The sequence below is a fragment of the Parapedobacter brassicae genome (assembly GCF_051400755.1).
In the GTDB taxonomy this organism is placed as follows: Bacteria; Bacteroidota; Bacteroidia; order Sphingobacteriales; family Sphingobacteriaceae; genus Parapedobacter.
The window spans coordinates 1-15,971 of record NZ_JBLFFL010000010.1; the positions used below are offsets into that span (position 1 = coordinate 1).

Genomic DNA, 15,971 nt, shown 5'->3' on the forward strand with positions numbered 1-15,971 from the left:
GGTGACAGGCTGCGCCTGAATCAAAATAGTGTTTAGGAATAGGTTGATCCGGATGACACAGTTCACGTTACACTACCATTATTTGCCTGCATAAACCCTTCTTTTGTATGTTTGCAGCAGGTCAACTTGACACTATTCGAAATGACGTCACCCGTAGCGAAACTAAAGAATACCAATATTATAAGTGGTTGGTTTATTTTTATTATTGTATTGAATCTTGCCGTTTCGGCAGCATTGGTTTGTTTTAATAATCATCCTAATTCATTTACCCATTTCAAATGGCTTTCAACCACGAAATCGCCAAACTGGGATTCCTGGAAAGCCATGCATTACGCCATCAGCCATATAAAGGAATCGCCCGATGATCTAATTTATCAGGAATTGCTAATAAAGCGAGGCATAAAATTCCAATACTTACCCACGAGTCTATTAATCTTTGATATCCCGCAACAGGTTACCGGATTGAGTTATTACCAAGTTGGGCGCATACTAGATATTATTTCATTTGTCTCCATTTTCGTCGCTGTTCTAGTTTGCTCAAAAATACTCCGTATTTTGTTGTCACGATATCATTTTGAAGCGTCATATATCCCAAAACGGCCCATCTATCAGCATTTGCTCATTCTAGCTTTAACCGTTCTTTTCTATCCGTTAATATTTTCCTTCCATATTGGCCAGATCCAAACACTTTTAACGTGTTTGACGTCCATTGCGTTATTACTATGGATAAAAGATAAACGCGCTTTTTGTGGCGTATTGCTTGGATTCATCTGTCTTGTGAAGCCACAGTTGGGCCTTGTTTTTGTTTGGGGAATTATTCGCAGGCAATGGAATATGGTAATAGGGGGCGGTATCGTGATCTGCATTGGACTTTTAACTTCAATTGCGCTTTATGGTTTCGATAATCATATGGATTATTTGGCGGCATTATCTTTTCTCTCAAAACACGGGGAAGCATATTTCCCCAATCAGTCGATTAATGGGTTAATGAATAGGCTGTTATTTAATGGCGACAACTTGACCTGGCAACCTAACGCCTTTCCGCCATATTCTCCCGTTGTGTATTTCACTACACTCATTTCCTCATTGATTATTATTACCACAGGCTTATTATGGAACTATAAAAAAAACACCCCGAATGTCGTAGACTTATGCTTGATGCTGCTATGCTCAATAATTGCGTCTCCCATTGCATGGGAACATCACTATGGCGTTATATTACCTATATTCATCATTCTTTCGCCCTTTAGCTGCCTATTTTATCGCAACAAAAAATGGAAACTTTTACTATTGGCGATCGCGTATTTGCTTGTCTCCATAAATTTTAATTTTTTAAACGTTTTTGCTGGCACCTGGTTGAACATCTTTCAATCTTACCTGTTTTTTGGGGCCTTGTTATTTTTGTTCTTTTGCTTACAATTAAGTAAAAAATTGAACATGGAATCAAACCTCAATTTAATACGAAATGGAAACAAATAAACGACGCGTATCGCGGGTAGAAACGCTATGTTCGAAATCAGCTAAGCAGGGTTTATAATCCGCTCTTTGCAATCTTTAAAAACATGTTTTTAACCTTATTAACCACCTTGCGTTTATACCGTTGATTCCCACTCAAGGGTTTAAAGTTTTTCCATGGTGTCATCGCTAAATACCGGAAAAACTCATCCTTGAATGCAGGTTGCGAATTATACGTTTTAAATATAGGTTTGATATCCAAAAAGTGAATAATGTAAGGCTCCTCGCGGGCTGCAAAAGCAAACCAATTCCAACGCGGATCGAGTTCTAGCCATTTCTCGGCAAATACCACATTTAATCCGTATTGATCGGGTAGCCTCACATATTTCCTATATTCACTCAGCGTTTGTATCACCTTTTTAGAACGGTTTGTTTCACGCCATTTCTTAGCATTAATGAGTAATACACCTGAATTGAAATATTTTGTGTCCGCAGTGAGCCCAAGTTCCAAATAGTTAGGTATTCCGCCCCACTCACACGCCACCGTTTTGCCGACATCCTGGACGGCCCCAATAGTAAAGTCACCTAAATCGGTATTCCATAATGCCGAAATATCTTGCTGTACAATGGTATCCACATCCAAATAAATCAGCTTTTCCACTTCCTCGCCCACGGCATGGGGTCCAAACAGTCTCAAATAGACCGTCATGGGATATGCTGAGCTATCAACGGGAATCGTCACGCCCGCCGGCACGATTCCCTTGCTTTTAAGCCACATCAGGGTAATCCGGCCTGGGTCAACAGTTTCAGCGATTTTTGTTTTATTTTCTTTGGAAATACCATCATCGATGATATAAAAATCAATGTGCTCCTGAGACTCATGATTAACGTCAATGGATTTTAAAAGCGCAGCTATAAGGATAGCATAGTGGTTGTCACTAGCGACAATGACTGAAATATGATCTTTTTTACTTCCCATGATAATAACCGGTATGATTTTGTGTCAGGCAAGGATATTACCGACCAACGTTAAATTTTATCTTCTGCAAAAAATTCTTGACCTTTTTCCAATACCTGGTGGTCTCACTAATCGGTTTAAAACCCTTCCATTCGGTTTGATTTAAATAAGAATAAAACTCATCCTTATAGTTAAATGAATAACTTTTGTAAATCGGCTTTCTATAAAAATAATGAACTAAACTCGGATCAGGATCGTCATTTACGGAAAAACAACTCCAGCTTGGATCGATCTCAAACCAACGTTCCGCCAATGCAACATTCAACCCGTATTGATCACTCAAGGCAGCATATTTTTTATTTGTCGAAATTATCTTCAATGTATTTTCAGTAATATTGTTCGCCTTCCACCGTTCAACATCAATAACTAATAAACCGGAGTTGAAATACTTTGCATCGGGATTCAGCCCAAGCTCCTTGTAATTTTCGATACCATTTCCTATTGTCTTTTCAATGGGTCCTATGGTATCGCTTACGGCACCGATAATCTTGTCTTTGATATCAATATTCCACAAATTGATAATGTCATCAAGCATGATCATATCGACATCAAAATAGATGATCTTTTTAATATGTGCAGGAATAAAGTGAGGTATAAATAAGCGAACTAAGATATTCAACGGGTATGCATTATTGATGAAAGGCAAATTTATATCGTTCGGAATGGCTTCTTCCATCCTAATCCAATGCAATATCAATTTACTGGTATTCAGCGAATTTACAATCCGGTTAAAATTTAGTTTTGATATGCTGTCATCAATGATAAAAACGTCAATAATTTCCTCTGACCGATGATTAATTTCAACCGACTTTAGAAATGCCGCAAGCAATATGGCATAATAATCGTCACAAACCACAACAATACTTAGGTTTTTCTTTTCCATTAAATTATTGGCTAAAAGTGAAAAGAAGTCCTAAGCATGAGGTTTGCACTAATCTGTTTATGTTGATAAAAGAACATAATATGTAATGAGGATGTGGCTGCTCAAAGATAGTTGATTTAGATCATATTACTGATAAATAATTTCTACTTTTGTAAACGTAAAATTAACGCAGAATAGCACCACAAACCTTCTTAACTTTAAATTAACCGTTCGTGTCTCGAGTTAGCGTAATTATCCCGGTCTATAACGTTGAACAATATATCGAAAAATGCATTCTGTCCGTGTTAAGCCAAACTTACCGTCACTTCGAGATCATCGTTGTCAACGACAAGACGCTCGACCAATCTATTGAACTAGCCAATGCCATTCTCTCGAAACAGGTAGAAATTCCGTACCAGATCATCCATATGCCTGAAAACAGTGGTATATCTGCCGCCCGCAATACAGGTATCGAAGCGGCAAAAGGAGACCACCTGCTATTCATAGACAGTGATGATTGGATCGAACCGGAAATGCTACAAAAACTGGTTGGGGCATCCGAACAACAAAATGCGGATATGGTATTTTGTCGAGTCAGACAGGTCTATGAACAATCGGACAGGTTTGAAGTCCTGAAGAGCCTGCCCGAGGGATTGTGGAACAAACAAGAATCATTGTTAAGGCTGTTTAAGGGTGATTATCCCACGCATATTTATAAAATACTTATCTCAAAATCGTTGTTCGACGGTATCAGGTTTCCCATAGGTATTGTTTATGAAGACGTCCTCACGCTACCGTACCTATTGGATAATGCCAACACTATATATTTTATTGACGATGTGCTTTATAACTACTTACAACGGCCGGGATCATTAACGAAGAGTTATAATGCAAAACTGGAGGGTGTAGTCCGAGAATTTACGGCAATGGATAGGTACTTTCAAGATCGATTGACTGATAAAAAACTGAAGATTGCTTATAGACGATATGTTTATTTGACTTACCACGTTATCGCATGCCACGCGATTTATTTTTCGCCGGACAGCGAGCAACTAAATCAGATTCTGCGTAACTGCTGCAATGCGGTAAGTTATCGAACAATCTTTCGACTGCTCGCCAGCCACCCGTCAAAAACCATCGCTCACCTCTTGGTCCTAAAATTGAACAGGCAATGGTTTCAAAAGCTTTATAGCTAATGGCGCGTTAAAAGTGACGCCACATATGGCTAGTCTGGTTGTTTTCATTTTTCTTTTTTTGCTGTTTTACTGATGAGCATACTCATCAAAAGGCACGATAATATGGATAATCGGCTATTCCCAAAAGTTCCTTATCCCCATTAGAATCTCCATAGGCATATAATTTGTATTCCGATCTTTCTGGACGAAATGCCAACAAACGGTTGACTTTTTCAGATCCGTAACAGTTTCTGGACAGGAATTCACCGGTTATGAATCCATCCTGCACCGCTATTTGAGTAGCCAAAATTTCTGTAACGCCTATGGTATTACTCCAGGGAGCTATCCAGTTTTCAATGGAAGCACTGATGATAATGACCTCATGTCCTTGACTGACGTGCCAGTGAAGCTTTGCTAATGCGTTCGGCCTGACCATTTTTGTCAATTCTTCGCGAAACTGAACACAACGATTGTTAAATTCTTCAATTGACATTCCCCTAAAAAATAGGCTAAACAACTTTTCTTTGGCCGTATAATTAGGCATAAGTTTCAGTTTGTAAAGCAAAAAATAGTAAGAAGATGGAATAGCCACGCGGAGCAACTTGCCCACTTTTAACCGAAACAGTAAAAAATAAAATAAACTATCTCCTTTTGTGATGGTGCCATCGAAATCAAATGCAGCTATCACCTTTTCGTTTGTACCCTGCATCATAGATTGAAATAGATAATACCAATGAACGACAGAATCCAACCAAAAATAATCACTTGAAGAAATCGATTTTTCAAAAGCACTGCAGTAGGGCTACCACTTATCAACCATACGAACGTGAGTTGCAAATAGCGTAACACACCCAATATAACAAAGAAAGAAGTGATATATACGTGGTTATTAAATCTCGAGATGACTTCATCCGATGTACAATACATAATATAGCATACAATGACAACAGTAGCTAAGCTGGTAATGACGACATTGAGAAACTCCAGGTTATAACCGTTCAAATTCTTTCTTGCGCTGACTCCGGTTCGCACATGGTTAAACACGTCATCCCTGCGTTTTGCGAACGCGAGAAACAGCGCCAGCACAAAGGTCATTAGGACAATCCAATGCGACAGGTCGGTACCCGATACTACACCACCAATGATCAATCTAATGACAAAGCCCACAGCGATGATAAAAACATCCAAAATGGATATGTGTTTCAATTTGACGGTATAAAGAATATTTTGCACCAAGTAGAAGCATACAAGCAAAAAAGCGTAGAGATTACCAATAAATACGTAAAAAGTGACCAAACCGGCAATCAGCAAAATAACGATTAACACAATCCCTTCTTTTATCGAAACTCGGTTGCTTGCGAGGGGTCGGTTCCGTTTTGTGGGGTGTAGGCGATCCTCATTGATGTCAAGCATATCATTGAAGACGTAAACAGCACTGGCTAATAATGAAAAACCAAAGAATGCCAACACAAGGTGAAGCGCGACCCCAGGATCGTCAATTTGTAGGGAGAAAAATGCTGGAAGCAAAATAAAAGTGTTCTTCACCCACTGGTTTGGCCGCATTAGTTGAAGGTAGTAGCGCATATTATTCATTCAGACGTTTGTTTTTAGTAGATGATTAAATGTGTTGCTCATGTATTCCATTTTTATTTATGAAATACGATATATTTTTTGGTTAAGAAATTGAAGGCAGACACAACCAAAATAGCGATTATCTTACACCAGAGCACTTGATCTACATGGATTTTTTCCACCAAGCACCATAGGATGAGCTGATTAAGAAAAACAGCAGCCATGGAGAAGGAAATAAATGACACGATTTCGGTGACCATGGTGTATTTGCTTCGTTGAAATACAAATTCCCGGGACAAAAAGTAATTGAGCAAAATAGCAACCACAACGGCAATCACATTGGCCACTAAATAATCAATTTTGAACTGCGTATATAAGAGGGTGAACAGTACAAATTCGACCACGGCGCATACCGACCCTACCAAAATGAACCGGAACACCTGACCGTTTACCATATATTTGATACTTTTATACTGCATATAGCGATTGTTTTCCATATAGAATTCAGTATTTAGCCTATAGTTCTCCTCGTTTCAACTGGGCAACTGCATAATCGCACGCCCGTGCCGTCAATGCCATATAAGTCAATGATGGATTTTGACATGATGAGGAAGTCATGCAACTGCCGTCCGTGATAAAAACATTGGGAACAGCATGCATCTGATTAAATCCATTTAATACCGCGGTATCGGAGTCCCTTCCCATCCTCACGGTTCCCATTTCATGGATGGTTGAACCTCCTGGCTTTTCATGAAGGAATGATTGAACAAAACGGAACCCCGCGCTCTTAAGCATCTCCTTTGCATTAGTTTCGATGTCTTTCATCATACGATGCTCGTTTTCCCCAAACGTAAAATTGATTTTTACCAAGGGAAGCCCCCATTGGTCTCTCTGATCTTCGCTTAATGAAATCCGGTTATTGTAATAAGGCAAGCACTCTCCCCAACCAGCCATCCACACACTCCACGGCCCCGGAGTGGTAAGGTGTTCTTTAAACCTCACACCAAACCCTTCTTGTGACTCACCGACGTCCATCCAATCCTGGCGTTCGCCCACGCCTTGGATATTGTAGCCACGGATAAAGTTCACCTTTTCAGCGGACTGCAAATTTCTGAACCGCGGTATGAGAAAACCGCACGGTCGACGACCTTTGTAATAAGAGGTCTTGAAATCTTCATGAATTCCGTAAGCTCCGGCGGACGAATGATGATCCATCAAGTTGTGACCAATTTGCCCGCTATCGTTTCCGAGTCCATTTGGAAATCTAGGTGACCGAGATTGGAGGAGTATGGCTGCCGTATTAATCGTCGAGGCGTTGAGAAATATAATTTTTGCGTGAAACGACAGATCTTCTTTTGTAACCGTGTCCACGATGCGAACGCCAGAGGCCCTACCTGTATGGTGATCATATATTACTTCGGATACTACCGAAAATGGCCGTAACGTCAGGTTACCGGTCGCCATGGCGACGGGAATCGTTGCGCTGTTGCTGCTGAAATAACCGCCGTAAGGGCAACCCCTCATGCAAAGGTTCCGGTAGACACATGGTCCGCGTCCCTCCCACCCCTTGGTGAGATTAGCCACACGAGCAATAGTGAGTATTCGATGATCGTATTTCGTTTTTATCGATTGCGCCAGGTGTTTTTCAATGCAGTTGAGTTCCATGGGCGGCAGAAAGTTCCCATCAGGCAGGTGCGCCAATCCTTCCGTCTGACCACTGACGCCCACGAAAGACTCTACATAATCGTACCAGGGAGCGATATCTCGATATCGGATGGGCCAGTCTACGGCTACGCCGTCTTTGAGGTTGGCTTCAAAGTCGACGTCGCTTAACCGATAGCATTGCCTTCCCCAGGTCAATGATCGCCCGCCAACTTGGTAACCGCGGTACCACTCAAATGGTTTTTCCTGGATGTAGGGATGATCTTCGTCATTGGCGAAAAACATACTCGTCGACTCGTCGCCAAAACTGCTCTGAACGGGATTTTTCGCCCGATATGCTGTAGTAAAATGCTTCCGATATTTAAAATCCCATGGATGTTTAAATGCAGTCGAATAGTCCTTTATATGCTCTACGTTCCTACCGCGTTCCAGCAATAATGTTTTCAGGCCCGCTTTGCACAATTCCATAGCTGCCCATCCACCGCTGATGCCTGATCCTACGACTATCGCATCGTAAGTCATTGTCTCCGTCACCTCGCCAATCAAATTTGCCATGACGTTATTTTATTGCCCAGGCACGCTGACCTGGTGTTAAAGAGATACAGGATTCATAAGTAATCGGGACGAAGTCATAGGCAAGCCCCTGCGTGGCTCCAAGTAACGACGTACAGTAGCCTTCTACAGTCAGACGCTTTAATTTAATAATGAACGGTTCGCCAAAAAGACGCATTTTCAGTTTGTTAAAAATGGGATTACGATAAACATCGTGTTTCTCAAAATGGGTTAATACCGCAATCTTATCTACTAACGAGCATGTGACGAACGGGCACTGATGTTTCTTGATGGTGTATTTCTCCAAATTATGAAGACCACTTAAAAACATCTGCTGCTCTTTTGGAGCAGTACAGTCGCAGATCATATCAATTACAAATTCGGCAACACCCGATTCTTTTGCTCCCGGCGTATCGGTACGTGGTATGATCGTAGACACTAACTCTTCGATAAGTTGTTTTTTTGCCGTGAGCTCATTGATATCCAGCCGACTTCCGAAACCAAACTTTCTGACAAACAGCATTATGAGCATTGAAAATGCCCCTAAAGTGAAGATATACTTGACAAATGCTTTTCTGTCCACGGGAAAAAACCTTACGACGCCAAAACTAACTAAAAAAGTAATTGTTCTTGGAAATATGATGGGATCCGGTGTCGCGTTTCCACTACATTTCTGGATTTTCTTTAGTATAGACTCGATAATTGAAGCTCCTAAAATATCTCTTGCAGTAGACATGCCTTATCTTTGGCATCAATCATCACAGTAGATATATGGGAAGACTTGACACACCGCACAAATGCTATTTCCTAATAGGCTTTTTCTTGGTCAATGTTTTGGGATCAACGCTGGTCATCACCGCTTTGGCCATGATAGTTGGTTTTTCGGTTAGTTATTGGCAATTCCCGGTGGCCATTGTCCTTGCATTGAGCATAAACGGCTTCCTAATATTTAAAAGAGGTTGGCTTAATCAGACGAAAACTAACTACAAATACTATACACTCTACGTGCCGTTGCTAGCAATACTTTTTTCGCTTCTTGTAGGTGATTATTTTTTTGATGTATCTCCCGACGGACAAGAATATCATCAGGAAGCAATTATTCAACTGCATAACGGTTGGAATCCTTATCACATCGCCCTGTCTGAAAATACCAATCAAGCCATTTGGATAAATCACTATGCCAAGGGAATGGAAACCATTCAATCGTCCATTTATTATGCAACAGGCAGTATCGAAGCAGGAAAATCAACCAATTTCATCCTCGCTATAGCCGGTTTTTTTCTTTCCGTCGCCGTGATGCTCACCCTCGGGTTATCACGTGGAAAAGCGCAAATACTCGGACTATTGCTAACGTTAAATCCCGTGGTCGTCAATCAGCTGTTGACCTTCTATGTGGATGGTGTGTTAGCGTCTTTGATCATCATATTAATTTCCGCACTTATATTGGCAATCATCGAAAAACAGTTGACATATTATCTCCTGCTTGCATTTACCGTTGTGCTTGCGTTCAACGTAAAGTTTACCGCCATTGTATATGTGGCGATATTTGTGTGCGGCGCGTGGGTATGGCTTATGCAAAATAAGCAGCTTATACATCACAAGCCGTTCATCATTACCTGCGTATTGGCCGTGATCTCCGCAATCCTAATCGGATTCAATCCTTACGTTACCAATACGATCTGTCATGGCCACCCACTCTACCCGCTGTTTGGACCCAATAAGGTGGACATCATGACCCATAACCTTCCCGGAAATTTCAAAGAAATGTCTGGCATAGCGAAATTCGGTGTTTCTCTTTTTTCGCACACGGACAATACGAAAGCAATAAACAGCGGCGTTCCCGAGCTCAAGATTCCCTTTACGCTGAACAAGATCGATATCGGGAGTGCCGGAAAGGTAGATACGAGGTTGGCAGGTTTCGGACCGCTATTCAGTGGCATCCTTCTCCTCGCCCTTGTATTGCTAATCTTCCTACTCTACCGATTGCGTGCAAAGCATGAGGTTAAATACCTTGCATTTCTTTTGGGCGTTATGGGCGTTTCGATAGCCATCATCCCCGAGGCTTGGTGGGCGAGGTATGTGCCCCAGTTATGGTTTATTCCTCTTGTCATCTTATTGGGCATGGAATGGTTAGCTTCTAAAAAACATCGAATATTGAAATACATAATATATATAGCCATAGTAGCAAACATCAGCTTCACGGGAACGGGAATCATCTGGAATCTTTTAATTACCAGCCATATTGATTATCAGCTTGCTCAATTAAAGGCATCTGGCGAAGTCATTATAGTCGAATTTAGAAAGGCGCAAAGCAACCGGATTCGATTTAAAGAAAATAATATCCCCTATATTGAGCGGGACTTGGAGGGAGACGAGCGAGCTAAGGCGATCGTACGTTCGGACTCGCGGTTTATACCGCCGAGAAACCCAAGCAGCCAAGTAAAACCACCATTCGTTATTCGGCTTGCCGACCGTTTTAAAATGAACGATGACTGGGTCGGTTATCAATTGTAATTATGGTGTTATAACGCCTTACGTAATTCCTTTAGATCAGTAAGCGAATATTTGAAGGTGAGTACCAGCGAAAGGTACACCAACGCCCCGATGCAGATTTCCGCGATGGCATGGCCCCAACCTTCATAACCCACCCAATTCTTATATACTTGAACTGCCAGGGTCATGATGATGCAAAAAAGAATCGGTTTACCCAACTCTTTCATCATTGAAATAAAATAGTCTTTTATCAGCATTTGGGTAATAATGAAATTCAAAAACAGATGAATTGCACTGGATAACACCAAGGCATATGCTACGCCGATGACACCCCAAACATTACCAAACAAATAAACCAACGGCACCTTAACTGAAAAATTAACCAGATTGAGATAAAACATGTACTTCGGCTTGCCTTTGGAATAGGCCAATGTAAATAACGGATGTGTCAGGCAACCAATCGCGCTGACGAACACGAATATCCTCACCAGCGGAAAGGTTTCTTCCCAACCGGCACCATAAAATAGTGGCACCACACTTTCAACCATAACGTATAATCCAGCCAATAAAGGAAAGTTGAGGTAGCTCAATAGCTCAATGACCTTCAAATAAGCCCGCTTAAAAAGTGCTTCATCATCTTTTATTTTGGCAATTACGGGATAAACGACCTGCAAGATCAGCGGATTCAGCTTAACGATCGGATATACCGCTAACTGCATAGCCAAGGAATAAATACCTAAATATTTCGGCCCAACGATTTTGCCAATGATGATATTGTCCCAATTACTTTGGATATAATTAACAAAATTTTCACCAAAGTTATACATGCCAAACTTAAGGTGGTCCTTTACCTCGCGGGGTTTGAAATGCCATGTAGGTCTGAATAACCAGCGGCCGAAATATATTTCCAATAAGGTGCGACATATATGCATAACAAGCCCGCCATAAACCAAGGACAGTTCCTCATAACCACTATAAGCTAAGTAGATCGTGATCGCCGAGCCGATTAAGTTGCCGAAGATATCGATCAGCGCAACGAATTTAAACTGAAGTTCCTTTTTTAACAGGATAGTATGTATTGATCCAAAATAAACAAATAGGAAAACAAAAGACGAGTATCCAATAACCTTGATTAAGCGTGGCTCATCGTAAAATGACACAATAAATGGAGAGGTCACCTGAACGATCAGAAACAATGCGACTCCCAGTAGAATATTCAAAAAATAGACAGTGGAAAGTATCTTTCGATCACTCTCCTGATTATGAATAATAGAATTAGTAAAGCCAAGATTTGCGAAAATGCCAAAAAAAGCAATAATCAAATTACTGATTGCCACGATGCCAAAAACCACGGGATCCAAAAGCCGAGCGAGTACGGCGATCTGAACAAATTGTATAACCGTCTGGAACACCGTGGATACGGTCAACCACTTGCCGCCATTTATTGCTTTAAGTTTAAGGCTCATTTTGCTCCTTTCGTTTCAATCAACTGCTGTCTGTTCTGCCATTAAAATCAGCTTGACGAGTCGAGCACAAATATACTGTTGCGTTGATTACCTTTTTGTAGCTGTTTTACTATATAATGGCACTTTTTTCTGGCTTTTCCGCCTATTGTTTTTTTTATCGCATACATTTGCACTTGCTAATAACAGAACAAATGAGACCCATTGAAATTCCTCCGTCCATTCAACGATTTAACAAGGTAGCCGATGTGTTAAAACCCGAAATCGATTCAATCGCGGATAACTTCAAAAAACTAAACGCAGACCTGCCTGATATCTCCATCATTATACCTGCATATAACGAAGAGGAAAACATTCTCAAAACGCTGTATTCGCTTTCAACAACCGTCACCAAGAAAAGCGTAGAGGTTATTGTTGTCAATAACAATTCCACAGACCGAACCGACGTGCTGGCTACGGCTGCAGGTGCCCTATGCATCACTGAGCCAAAACAGGGGATTACCAACGCGAGAAACGCGGGGCTTCGTATTGCGAAGGGAACATATATCATCAATGCCGATGCCGACACCGTCTATCCTGCCGGCTGGATAGATGGGATGGTTGACCCGCTTGTGGCCGATGAGCGAATTGCACTGACTTATGGCCGGTTTTCCTTCATACCGTTGGAAGGCACTTCGCGGTCTCTATATTTCCTTTTTGAATACCTAGCAGACTTTAACCGGTTTATAAACAAATCGTTCCGGGAGGAAGCATTAAACGTATACGGTTTCAATTCGGCATGCCGCAGGATGCAATGCTTAGCTGTGGACGGCTTTAACCATCCGGAGGGCACCAATGAAGACGGCTGGTTGGCGGTAAAACTGAGAGATCGGAATTTCGGCAAATTACATTGGGTCACCGATGTTAGCCATATCGTTTGGACCACGGATAGGCGCCTGCTTATCGATGGTGGTTTATGGAAAGCAACGTTAAAACGCTTCAAGAAGAATCTTACCTAAAACTAATCAAAAACAAACTATTTATATGGAGAAAGCAGGTTCTTCAATATTGAAAAAGCGTATACTGTGGATTGATTACGCAAAATTTATATGCATATGTTCGGTGGTGGCCGCCCATCAAACGGACCGGCTGGCTTGGACCAATTTCATTTCGGCGTTTGCTCTGCCGACCTTCTTCTTTTTATCAGGTTTTTTGTTTTCATTCAAAAAATTCGACAGTTATAGCAAATTTTTAAAGGCGCGAGTAAACCAGCTTGTCGTACCTTATTTTTTGCTGAATCTGATAACATATACGCTGTGGCTGATATTTTTCAGAAATTTTGATGCGTACTTCGCTACTGATGATCCATGGTATACACCGTTTTTTGGAATCTTTTATGGCAACGGGACAGACAACAACCTGATTCATTGCATAGCGTCCTGGTTTATTATTTGCCTGTTTGTTGTCGAGAATATTTATTTTTTACTTTTCAGGAACGTTAAGCAACTTTGGACAGCGTGTGTGGTCATACTTGCCATTTTCATATGCTGCATTTTTGATCGGCGATACGACCCTGTAAGGTGGCCATGGAGTCTTAACATAGCGCTAATAGGCGTCATTTTTTACGCTATGGGCAACTTGTTCAAGGTGCAGGTTAGCAAGCTAATGGAAATCCATTGGCACGTTTTAGCGCTCATTAGCAGCTGCTGTCTAGTCCTGATCTATTATGTTGCCTCAATAAACTATGCGGATATGAATGATAACGAATACCAAAATCTCCCCCTGTTTATATGCGGGGCTTTCATCGGTATCTTATTCATCATAAGTCTGAGTCGGGTGTTAGAGGTATTGATGGGTCCAGTTTCGCTTTTCCTGTATATCGGACAAAACACATTGGTCATTCTTGCCTTTCATCTAATGGTTATGAGTTTAGTGAGAAGGTTTTTCTTGTCCGTCCTTGAGCCATCTCCAGGTCTGATGACACATAATGCATATGTAAGCCCACTGATTGTAGCAAGTACAGTACTAATGTGCATACCGCTTATTCACCTCTTTATTAGGTATCTACCGATAACCGTGGGCACAACCCGGAAAAAAAACAATGCCATGATATCCCCGGGGAATGCTAAAGCGCCTCAACGAAAACCGGCGTTTCCGTAACACGTATCATCAATTTCCCGTCTGAGATAGCGGAATCCGTTGATACTGTCTTTTCTTTGCCGGCTTGAAGATAATGGATGCGGGCCATGTCAACATTCGGGATTTTTAGTTCGTAGTCGATTTCCCGACCCTTTTCATCGGGTACCAAAAGCACGTACATCCGTTTTCCATTGAGTTCATAAACGTCTACGATTGGATCCTCGTTGATGGTGCCAAAGTAGAAATAATCCCCTATCAGATTCTTCGCCTGCATGAAAAAATCAGCTGCGGGCCGACGCCCTTCGCCGTCGATGAAACCCGAAGAAGCAAATTGTACTTCGCTATAGAAATCTGCATCGTTAAGCATATAAAAGAACAATCGCTTGACACCGTTTCTGGCGTAAAGCAAACTGGACCGCAACAACCAATCCGCCTGGGTAACGAGCGGGGACTTCTCTTTAATAGGAATTGCTCGCAATGGGCTTTCCTGATGCACGTCATACCCCAATTCGGTTACCCAAACTTCCAATCCCGTTGTTTTTTCTTCGGCCAAACGGACTATCTGCCGCGCTGTTTGAGCCGCTGTTGATTTTTCAGGCGCGACACCCCTTGCGTTTTTACCAAATATCCCCTGCTCGGAAAACGAATAATGATGGTAATTGATAACGTCGAAACAAAGGTTGATTGTCCCGTCCGGGTGCAGCCCTCTGTTTTGCTTGCACCAATCGATCATCCTGCCGATATAGTCCGGATCTCCCTCCGCCAAGCCGCCCATCACGACCTGCATTTCGGAATCGGCATTCTTTACGCCGATACCCGGACCCAATGTACCGAGATGTCCGTCGTAAAATGCCGACAGGTTTGCCGCATATTCCTCCGGTGTCTGATGGGGATTCCGGCCCTTCCAGGTACGATCCGGTTCGTTGTTGCATTCGATATACCTGATCAATCCTAATCCGACTTTCTTTTGGTTCGGCTCCCAATGCGGTTCGGGTGTGATGAATACGAGGCTGGTATCTACCTGCTTATTCCGGCCATAGCGGGCTGCAAACTGAAACCCTAATTTTGCAAATTGCATATAAGACGCAGGAGCGAGTCTGTCCAATCCGTAGGGTAGCGGTGCGTTCTCTTCATCACGTTCGTCAGGAGGATAGGTATCGCGGAGCCAGTCCGGTATGGTTTTAATGCAGGCAAGGACGGGGATATCGTTCGATTTGCACCATTGGTAGATATCGTCATAACGCCACAGTCCGCTCAGCGAGGGTTGGAATGCATAGCTGTTTTCCGCTGTTTCCAGTCTGCTCCAATCGAGATAATGCCTGAACCCACCGAATGGTTTAATCAGCGCTGTCTTGGCATCGGAAACTTCATTGTCAGCACCGGAAAACTCCCATTCAAAACCATTTATTCCCAGCAGATACTTGAATTTAATTCCATTTACCGTATCGGCCGACTGCATCGGAGCGTCACGCTGCACAGTTCCTTTTGGTTTGGCACACTGCAAATGCAGCATGGCGACCAGCAAAATCAGTGCAATGTTCAAATTCCGACAAGCAGTGGTGTGGTTGAAGCAAATTTTCTTGTTTTTCATCATCTACCTG

Annotated in this window: 14 protein-coding genes; 5 read left to right on the top strand and 9 right to left on the bottom strand. The window is 42.0% G+C overall.

Annotated elements, in window-relative coordinates; genetic code table 11:
• Positions 1–111 precede the first annotated feature (111 nt).
• On the top strand, positions 112–1,479 hold the full coding sequence (locus ACMGDE_RS18365) for a glycosyltransferase family 87 protein (protein ID WP_436834289.1): 1,368 nt from the start codon (positions 112–114) through the stop codon (positions 1,477–1,479).
• A 52-nt stretch (positions 1,480–1,531) separates the two neighbouring features.
• Here the strand turns inward: ACMGDE_RS18365 and ACMGDE_RS18370 are convergent, their stop codons facing one another.
• On the bottom strand, positions 1,532–2,434 hold the full coding sequence (locus tag ACMGDE_RS18370) for a glycosyltransferase family 8 protein (RefSeq protein ID WP_436834290.1): 903 nt from the start codon (positions 2,432–2,434) through the stop codon (positions 1,532–1,534).
• 37 nt (positions 2,435–2,471) lie between these two features.
• On the bottom strand, positions 2,472–3,356 hold the full coding sequence (locus ACMGDE_RS18375) for a glycosyltransferase family 8 protein (protein WP_436834291.1): 885 nt from the start codon (positions 3,354–3,356) through the stop codon (positions 2,472–2,474).
• 212 nt (positions 3,357–3,568) lie between these two features.
• On the opposite strand from ACMGDE_RS18375, the gene ACMGDE_RS18380 reads away from it, so the two are divergent.
• Entirely contained in the window at positions 3,569–4,531 is a 963-nt protein-coding gene (locus ACMGDE_RS18380; protein ID WP_436834292.1) for a glycosyltransferase family 2 protein, read from the top strand.
• Between the two features lie 85 nt (positions 4,532–4,616).
• Here the strand turns inward: ACMGDE_RS18380 and ACMGDE_RS18385 are convergent, their stop codons facing one another.
• From ACMGDE_RS18385 to ACMGDE_RS18405, 5 genes are all read right to left on the bottom strand, one after another.
• Positions 4,617–5,222, bottom strand: a complete 606-nt coding sequence (locus ACMGDE_RS18385) for an HAD family hydrolase (protein ID WP_436834293.1) — start codon at positions 5,220–5,222, stop codon at positions 4,617–4,619.
• Positions 5,219–6,094, bottom strand: coding sequence for a UbiA prenyltransferase family protein (locus tag ACMGDE_RS18390; RefSeq protein ID WP_436834294.1), 876 nt, complete (start codon positions 6,092–6,094; stop codon positions 5,219–5,221). The genes ACMGDE_RS18385 and ACMGDE_RS18390 overlap by 4 nt, the downstream gene beginning before the upstream one ends.
• Positions 6,095–6,156: 62 nt before the next feature.
• The gene (locus tag ACMGDE_RS18395) at positions 6,157–6,561 is read right to left on the bottom strand and encodes a GtrA family protein (protein WP_436834295.1); all 405 of its coding nucleotides are present in this window, start codon (positions 6,559–6,561) and stop codon (positions 6,157–6,159) included.
• A gap of 37 nt (positions 6,562–6,598) precedes the next feature.
• Positions 6,599–8,299: a GMC oxidoreductase gene (locus ACMGDE_RS18400; protein WP_436834296.1), complete on the bottom strand. Its 1,701-nt coding sequence runs from the start codon at positions 8,297–8,299 to the stop codon at positions 6,599–6,601.
• Between the two features lie 4 nt (positions 8,300–8,303).
• Positions 8,304–9,032 carry a gluconate 2-dehydrogenase subunit 3 family protein gene (locus ACMGDE_RS18405; protein ID WP_436834297.1) on the bottom strand — a complete coding sequence of 243 codons (729 nt, stop codon included), beginning with the start codon at positions 9,030–9,032 and terminating at the stop codon, positions 8,304–8,306.
• A gap of 35 nt (positions 9,033–9,067) precedes the next feature.
• Between ACMGDE_RS18405 and ACMGDE_RS18410 the strand changes: the two genes are divergently transcribed.
• Positions 9,068–10,810: a hypothetical protein gene (locus tag ACMGDE_RS18410; RefSeq protein ID WP_436834298.1), complete on the top strand. Its 1,743-nt coding sequence runs from the start codon at positions 9,068–9,070 to the stop codon at positions 10,808–10,810.
• 8 nt (positions 10,811–10,818) lie between these two features.
• Here ACMGDE_RS18410 and ACMGDE_RS18415 read toward each other — a convergent pair whose 3' ends face one another.
• Entirely contained in the window at positions 10,819–12,255 is a 1,437-nt protein-coding gene (locus ACMGDE_RS18415) for an MOP flippase family protein (RefSeq protein ID WP_436834299.1), read from the bottom strand.
• 191 nt (positions 12,256–12,446) lie between these two features.
• Between ACMGDE_RS18415 and ACMGDE_RS18420 the strand changes: the two genes are divergently transcribed.
• A complete protein-coding gene (locus ACMGDE_RS18420) occupies positions 12,447–13,250 on the top strand; it encodes a glycosyltransferase family 2 protein (RefSeq protein WP_436834300.1) in 804 nt (267 codons plus the stop codon).
• A 25-nt stretch (positions 13,251–13,275) separates the two neighbouring features.
• Positions 13,276–14,391 (top strand): acyltransferase family protein, encoded by a 1,116-nt coding sequence (locus ACMGDE_RS18425; RefSeq protein WP_436834301.1) that lies wholly within the window; start codon positions 13,276–13,278, stop codon positions 14,389–14,391.
• On the opposite strand, the gene ACMGDE_RS18430 is transcribed toward ACMGDE_RS18425, so the two are convergent.
• Entirely contained in the window at positions 14,357–15,961 is a 1,605-nt protein-coding gene (locus ACMGDE_RS18430; RefSeq protein WP_436834302.1) for a hypothetical protein, read from the bottom strand. The two genes, ACMGDE_RS18425 and ACMGDE_RS18430, sit on opposite strands and share 35 nt — an antisense overlap.
• Positions 15,962–15,971: the final 10 nt, after the last annotated feature.

Excerpts from the sequence above, each read along its gene's own strand:
- ACMGDE_RS18415 (WP_436834299.1), bottom strand. The coding sequence starts at position 12,255 with ATGAGCCTTAAACTTAAAGCAATAAATGGCGGCAAGTGGTTGACCGTA.
- ACMGDE_RS18385 (WP_436834293.1), bottom strand. The coding sequence starts at position 5,222 with ATGATGCAGGGTACAAACGAAAAGGTGATAGCTGCATTTGATTTCGAT.
- ACMGDE_RS18405 (WP_436834297.1), bottom strand. The coding sequence starts at position 9,032 with ATGTCTACTGCAAGAGATATTTTAGGAGCTTCAATTATCGAGTCTATA.
- ACMGDE_RS18430 (WP_436834302.1), bottom strand. The coding sequence starts at position 15,961 with ATGAAAAACAAGAAAATTTGCTTCAACCACACCACTGCTTGTCGGAAT.
- ACMGDE_RS18400 (WP_436834296.1), bottom strand. The coding sequence starts at position 8,299 with ATGGCAAATTTGATTGGCGAGGTGACGGAGACAATGACTTACGATGCG.
- ACMGDE_RS18420 (WP_436834300.1), top strand. The coding sequence starts at position 12,447 with ATGAGACCCATTGAAATTCCTCCGTCCATTCAACGATTTAACAAGGTA.
- ACMGDE_RS18370 (WP_436834290.1), bottom strand. The coding sequence starts at position 2,434 with ATGGGAAGTAAAAAAGATCATATTTCAGTCATTGTCGCTAGTGACAAC.
- ACMGDE_RS18395 (WP_436834295.1), bottom strand. The coding sequence starts at position 6,561 with ATGCAGTATAAAAGTATCAAATATATGGTAAACGGTCAGGTGTTCCGG.
- ACMGDE_RS18410 (WP_436834298.1), top strand. The coding sequence starts at position 9,068 with ATGGGAAGACTTGACACACCGCACAAATGCTATTTCCTAATAGGCTTT.
- ACMGDE_RS18390 (WP_436834294.1), bottom strand. The coding sequence starts at position 6,094 with ATGCGCTACTACCTTCAACTAATGCGGCCAAACCAGTGGGTGAAGAAC.
- ACMGDE_RS18425 (WP_436834301.1), top strand. The coding sequence starts at position 13,276 with ATGGAGAAAGCAGGTTCTTCAATATTGAAAAAGCGTATACTGTGGATT.
- ACMGDE_RS18375 (WP_436834291.1), bottom strand. The coding sequence starts at position 3,356 with ATGGAAAAGAAAAACCTAAGTATTGTTGTGGTTTGTGACGATTATTAT.